Raw genomic sequence first — 5542 nt, forward strand, 5'->3', positions numbered from 1 at the left:
GCCGAAGAGCTGGGCGGCCCATTCCGCGGTTTGTTTCAGAAGGGCTTGTTTGACGGCGCTCAGGCCGACCTCGGCCGCGGCATCGGTCGCGGCCGTCGCGGTCTTGCCGGTGAAGCTGTTGGCGACGCTGACGAACGACTCCTTCACCGCGCTCCAGGTCGCGGTGACCGGCTGGCGCAGCGTCTCCCAGGAGCCGCGGAGCATCGCCCCTTTGTCGAGCCCCATGATCGCGGCATCGATCTTCCCGAGTGCGAAGATCAGACTCACGTAATCCGCCAGCGACACGCCTTGGGGTCGCGTGCAGCAGTTGACGATCCCCCCGACCGCGCGCTTGCACTCATGGGCGCTGCCCGAGAACACCCGACAGCTCCCGCCCGGCGTGCACTGCATGTCCGAGACCGCCATCTGCACCGTCTGCAAGGCCCCGACCGCCTTGGCGAAGTCCGCGGATTGCTCCTCGGGAAATTCCGCGCAATCCGTGCCGAGGCAGCGCACCGGACCGGCACAGTCGAGCGTGCGGTTGCGGTCCAAAAACGGGATGGTGCGCGCGGTGCCGCAGTCCCAGGTCTCCTCGTACAGAAAACAGATCCCGCGGTTGTCGACGGCCCCCTCCACACACTCGGACTTGATGAACCCGCAGGCGGGGTCTTCCTCCAAAGCAATGCAGTAGGAGGGTTGATCGCCGTCGTTGTAGGGACACTGCAGCTGTCCCTGCGGATCGGTCCAGCATGGCATCGGCCCTTGGTTGAACCCCGAGCAGCTCGCGGTGACCTTGATCTCGGTACAGAAGGGATTCTGACCGGCCACCGGCGGGGCGGCCATGGCGTCCGGGCAAACGCGCACGTTGGCGTTCTCGTAACAGCCGTCCGCGGCGAGGGGGGGCGAGCCCAGGCACTCGAGCGTCCCGCTGCAGAAGTCGCTGCCGAGGGTCTCGAGCAGGTCGTAGCAGCCGTCGTTCGGACCCCACACGCTCCTGAGCGGCCGGGAGCTGTAACGGACCTCCACCTCGAGCCGGATCCCGCCGGTCCAAGCGGCATCGTAGACCTGCGGTATGCACCAGGCGCAGCCCGGCTCGGGCAGGGTGCCGTCGCCGAAGGTCCAGACATGGCCGTGACGCAGACTGAACTGCCCGCCGTTGCGCAGCGCTTGCGTCATCGGCTGCGCGGTGTAGCCGAATGCGGTGGTCCGGGCGCGATTCACGCCGGGAAAGCTCGCCGAATACCACCCCTCATAGCGCTCGAAGAAGAATCCTTCCTCGGGTTCGGGCTGCGCCGGGCGCTCCTCGAAGGCAAGGGTCACCCGAATGTCCGTCACCCGCGACGGATCGCTTACGCCGAAGCCGCCGTTCAAAGGCGTCTGCAGGGCCAGCACCGCGGATCCATGCCAGGCCCCGGCGCGCTCGAGCACGACCCGCTTGCAGCCGGGTCCGCAGTCTTCGAGTGCAGCACTGCCCGTCACGGTGACGAGGCTGTCCGGCGCGGGCAGTTCGTAATCGTGATACCAGGAGCAGGCGCCGCCTTGCGGGGTCAACCGATCGCAGGTGCGCAGGTCCGGGACGTGGACCTCGCGGGTGCCGTTGTCGAAGGTCGTTTCGGTCTCGCAGTGTCCGAAGGTCTCGGCGATCGCCTCGAAGTTGTCGAGCACGTCGTCGGTCTGCGCCCACAGCGGGTCGATGCGCATGTCGGCACGGGAGCGCTCCACCGATCCGCGCAGGGTGCGGTACGCCTCGCCGGTCGCCGAGCCCTCGGTGATCAGCGCACCTTGGGCCTGTTGGCCGTGGATCAGGGTGCCGTGGTGATTGCCGTAGAGTCCGGAGAAGCTCGCCGGGTCGCCGCCGGCGGCGCCGGGGAAGAGGGCGTCGAGACGCAGGTCCCCGCCCGGCAGCGTCAGCGTCTCGCCCGAGAGCGCCGGCACCGTCAGCGCACCGGCCGCCGCGCGACCCGTTTCCTTGCCGGCGTCGATGGCGTCGGCAAGGTCATCGCCCCACACCAACGCCCACGGCGTCCAGGCCAGGGCGATGCAGAGGAGGCCGGTCAGGGTCCGAACCGGAAGGGGATACCGCTCAGAAGCTCGCACAGCAGTCGTTCCAGCGCCACAGCAGATACAGATGGTCCTCCCCGACCGCGGGGATGTTGCGCCACTCCCCCCAGGTCAGCGGGCTTTCGCCGATCACGTGGGCGCGCTGCGTTTCGGGCAGGGGGTAGAACATCGTGAGCTTGTACTGGCTCTTCGGGATGAAGGGTGCAATCGGGGAGCCGCACAGCGCGTCGTTGCCCATGGTGCGGCGGCTGAGCCCGCGCCGATGCAGGGCCGCCAGCGACCGGGCCGAGGCCAGACTGGTTTCGCGCGCACGCGAGCCGACGGTCGGCCCGCGCCCGGTGAAGGGATAAAGGTTGCCCCATGTCCCGGCACACCAGAAGAGCGCATCGATCGGGGTGCCCGCGGTCGCCGCGGCGGCATCGGCCAGGCAGGCGGCCAGGGCGACCGGATTGGCGAGCCAGGCGGCCTCCGGGTTGGTGAAGAAGGCCAGCTCGTCGTGGTTCCAGGTCGGATCCAGCTCGGAGAGATAGAGCAGGTCCAGATCGACATAGCCGTCCGGGTTGCAGCGGTCGTCCCAGAACAGATCCAGCAGGATCAGCAGCGGGAAGGCGTACCAATGAAAGTTGTAGAAGGACGTGTCGCTCGCGTCGTATTCGGCTTGACCGGCGGTGCCGAGCAGACGGCGACTGCCGAGCGGCAGACGGATGCCGCCCAAGGCCGGCGCGCAACGCGGAGCATGGACCAGCTCGATCAGCCGCGCCGGCTCCCACATCCCGACGGTGAAGCCCGGATGCGGCACGCCGAGGCCGTCGTTGCAGGCGCAGAAGGGGGCAGTGGCCGCACCCGCCGGAGCGGTCCCGCCGAACAGGGGCATGCCGGCGATGCGGATCGGAAACAGACAGGCCCAGCAGACATCCGTGATCAACTTGCCCGAGAACAGCTCGGCGTCCGGGCAGGCGGGGTCGGCGGCATCGGCCGGGCCCAGGGGTGCGGTCAGAAGGGCCGCGAGGAGCAGGGCAGGGCCGGCGAGGCGGGGCAGGGCGGGTGTCTTCATCGGGATTCCTCCGGCGGATGCTCGCGCACCAAGAAGACACGACCGGCGGACTCGACGCTCGCCGGCACGCGCTCCAGGGCGAAGCGTTCGCGCACGTCCGGGGTGAGCAGATAGACCGTTTCGTCGAGGGCATCCTCGATCGCGCGAAAGCCCTCCCAGCCGGCCGCGCGATCCAAACGGGTCGCCAGATAGACCGGGCGCAACGGCCCGGCGCTCTTGCCCAACTCGCGCGCTCTGCGGATCTGGCCCGGCTCGGTCGGATCGAACACCACCAGACGCAGCCCGAAGGCCAGGCGCTCGAGCGGATTGAGCCGCTCGCCGGAGCGCACCAGCAGGGTGCCGTCGGGCAGGGCGATGTCGGCCTTCGCCTCGATCACCGGATCGATCACCCGCGTGCGCGGCTCCCGCGCGGTCGGCAGATGTTCGAAGACCGCGCGGGTCCAGTAGCGCGCGAGGGCCTGCTCGCGCAGTGCCGCGAGATCCAGGGCGGCGACCCGGCGCGCGATCTCCTCGAGCATGTCCGGCTCGGAGATCCTCTCGACCGGGCCGCGCACGCCCAGATCCCCGGTCCGGCCGGCCGCCACCCGGGCCTGCAGCCAGGCGGGATCCGACAGGCCGGCGACCCGTGCGATCTCCCCGTCGGGTCCGGAGAGGATCATCAGCGGGACGGCCTCGGCGCCGGCCTCGCGAAAGGGTGTCGGGTCGAGCGCGACCGCGGGCATCGGATCGAGCCCTTCAAGCTCCGCGTGGATCCCGCGCATGAAGTCCATCAGCGGTTCGCCTTCGGCCACACCGCGAAAGACCACCCGCACGTCGGGTCGGGCCGCGCTGGCGAAGATGTCGCGCAGGGCGGCCGCGCCCAAGGCGCGCGAGACCAGGAGCGTGATGGTCTGCTTCGGGGTTGCGTCGGTATCGGGGACGGCGGGCATCTGCGCGGTGGCGAGTCGGTGCATCCGTTCGCGCTCGGCCGTGCCGAGCGCCTCGCCCGCGCGCGCCGACGCCTCGGAGCCCGGCCGGAGCCAATCCGGAAGCGGCGTGCCGGAGACCGCCTCTTGGATGGCTCCGACCTGATCGCGCAGCGCCCGCAGGTCGGCGCGCTCGCTTGCCTGGGCGGATGTCGTCGGGACGTGTAGGAGCGCGAGGACGAGCAGGGCAGGGAACCGACGCTCAGAGCAGTGCATAGGCCCGCCCGATGATGTAGTGGCGCGGGAGCGGGCCCCAGTAGCGCGAGTCGAAGCTGTCGCGGGTGGCACCCATGATCCAGACGGCATCGGCGGGGACCACGACCTCGCGGACGAACTGCGCGGCGGGGGTGCCCAGCGTGCCGGCCAGATCCAGTCCTTCGCCGACCGTTCGGCCGGCGACCCGAGTGGTCTGTTCAGTGATCGAGACCGTCTCTCCGGGCAGGCCCACGAGCCGCTTGATGACCTGCATCCGCATCGGGAAGAAGGGCGCCATGCGCTCGCCGGCGAGGAAGGCGTAGAGGCCGTCGCGCTCGAGGGCACTGTCGTGGCGATCCACGAGAAAGACCGTATAAGGCGGCAGGCACTTGTCGACTTGATCGTTGATCGCGAGGCGATAGCGTGTCCCGAGATACAGCATCAAGGCCAGGACGAGGAGCAGCGCCGGCAGGCCGCGCCGGATGGTGCGCGCCAGGCGGGCCTCGGGCGTGTCGGCGATGTCCGGGCGTGCGCTCACTGCCGTCCCCTCGACGGTACATCCCGCGGCCGCACATAGACATCCTCCGGTGCCGCGAGCACGGCCTGGGCGTCCAGTACCAGAACGCCCCCGTCGGCGAGACGCGCGGCGGTCGCCTTGAGGTCTGCAATCGCCTCGCCGACGTCCTCGGGCGCGACGCCCTCCAGGGCGGCGGCGACGTCGACGATCAGTACCGGCGGGCGGGTCGCGATGGCCTCGTGCAGCGGTCGGGCCGCGATCTCGGCGCCGAGGTAACCGCCCGCGAGGGTGGAGAGGGGAATTGCCGCGAGCAGCAGGAAGCCGCCCGCACCGAATCCCGTCGCCGGTCTGTCTCGGAGAACGATCGCGCTCGGGCGGGTCGCGTCGAGATTGGTCTCAGGCGGCATCGGACGCCTCCGCCTCGGTCCCCGCAAGCAACCGGTTGATCGCCTGCTCGACGCTCATCCCGCGCTCGCGCAGACGCCGGATCGCCGCGACGTCCGCGGGCTTGGTGGAGTACAGGAGCTGCCGAAAGGGGTCGACCATCAGCCGGCCGATCCCCGCGCCGCTGTCGGTGAGGGTCATGATCTCGGAGTAGGCACCGGGAACGGTGTGCACGGTCTTGAGCATTTCCGCGCCCGCGGCGGTCATGGGCAGACGGTGATCCGCCTTGAGCCGATCGATGGCGTGACCGGGCTGGGCGAGCAGGAGGGTGTGGGCGCTGTTGTCGGCGATCGCCCGCCCGGTGGGGTTGGCGTAGAGGTCGGCGAG

The 5542-nt window shown here is 70.0% G+C and carries 5 protein-coding genes and 1 pseudogene; all 6 read right to left on the bottom strand.

Features of this window, described 5'->3' with window-relative positions; genetic code table 11:
- The coding region (traN, locus tag BLV04_RS23895) for a conjugal transfer protein TraN (protein WP_093038623.1) at positions 1–2076 on the bottom strand (2076 nt) is incomplete at its 3' end.
- On the bottom strand, positions 2063–3094 hold the full coding sequence (locus tag BLV04_RS23900; protein WP_093038615.1) for a TraU family protein: 1032 nt from the start codon (positions 3092–3094) through the stop codon (positions 2063–2065). The genes BLV04_RS23900 and traN, both read right to left, overlap by 14 nt.
- On the bottom strand, positions 3091–4275 hold the full coding sequence (locus BLV04_RS23905) for a TrbC family F-type conjugative pilus assembly protein (protein WP_093038617.1): 1185 nt from the start codon (positions 4273–4275) through the stop codon (positions 3091–3093). Before BLV04_RS23905 ends, BLV04_RS23900 begins: the two co-directional genes overlap by 4 nt.
- Complete coding sequence (lepB, locus tag BLV04_RS23910; protein WP_093038619.1) at positions 4262–4792, bottom strand: signal peptidase I; 531 nt, start codon at positions 4790–4792, stop codon at positions 4262–4264. Before lepB ends, BLV04_RS23905 begins: the two co-directional genes overlap by 14 nt.
- On the bottom strand, positions 4789–5178 hold the full coding sequence (locus BLV04_RS23915; RefSeq protein ID WP_093038621.1) for a hypothetical protein: 390 nt from the start codon (positions 5176–5178) through the stop codon (positions 4789–4791). The genes lepB and BLV04_RS23915 overlap by 4 nt, the downstream gene beginning before the upstream one ends.
- Positions 5168–5542: pseudogene (locus BLV04_RS23920) on the bottom strand (type IV secretion system protein TraC); the annotation flags it as partial. The gene BLV04_RS23915 and the pseudogene BLV04_RS23920, both read right to left, overlap by 11 nt.

This window comes from Thiocapsa roseopersicina, from assembly GCF_900106925.1.
GTDB classification, from domain to species: Bacteria; Pseudomonadota; Gammaproteobacteria; order Chromatiales; family Chromatiaceae; genus Thiocapsa; species Thiocapsa roseopersicina.

Excerpts from the sequence above, each read along its gene's own strand:
- BLV04_RS23900 (WP_093038615.1), bottom strand. The coding sequence starts at position 3,094 with ATGAAGACACCCGCCCTGCCCCGCCTCGCCGGCCCTGCCCTGCTCCTC.
- BLV04_RS23905 (WP_093038617.1), bottom strand. The coding sequence starts at position 4,275 with ATGCACTGCTCTGAGCGTCGGTTCCCTGCCCTGCTCGTCCTCGCGCTC.
- BLV04_RS23915 (WP_093038621.1), bottom strand. The coding sequence starts at position 5,178 with ATGCCGCCTGAGACCAATCTCGACGCGACCCGCCCGAGCGCGATCGTT.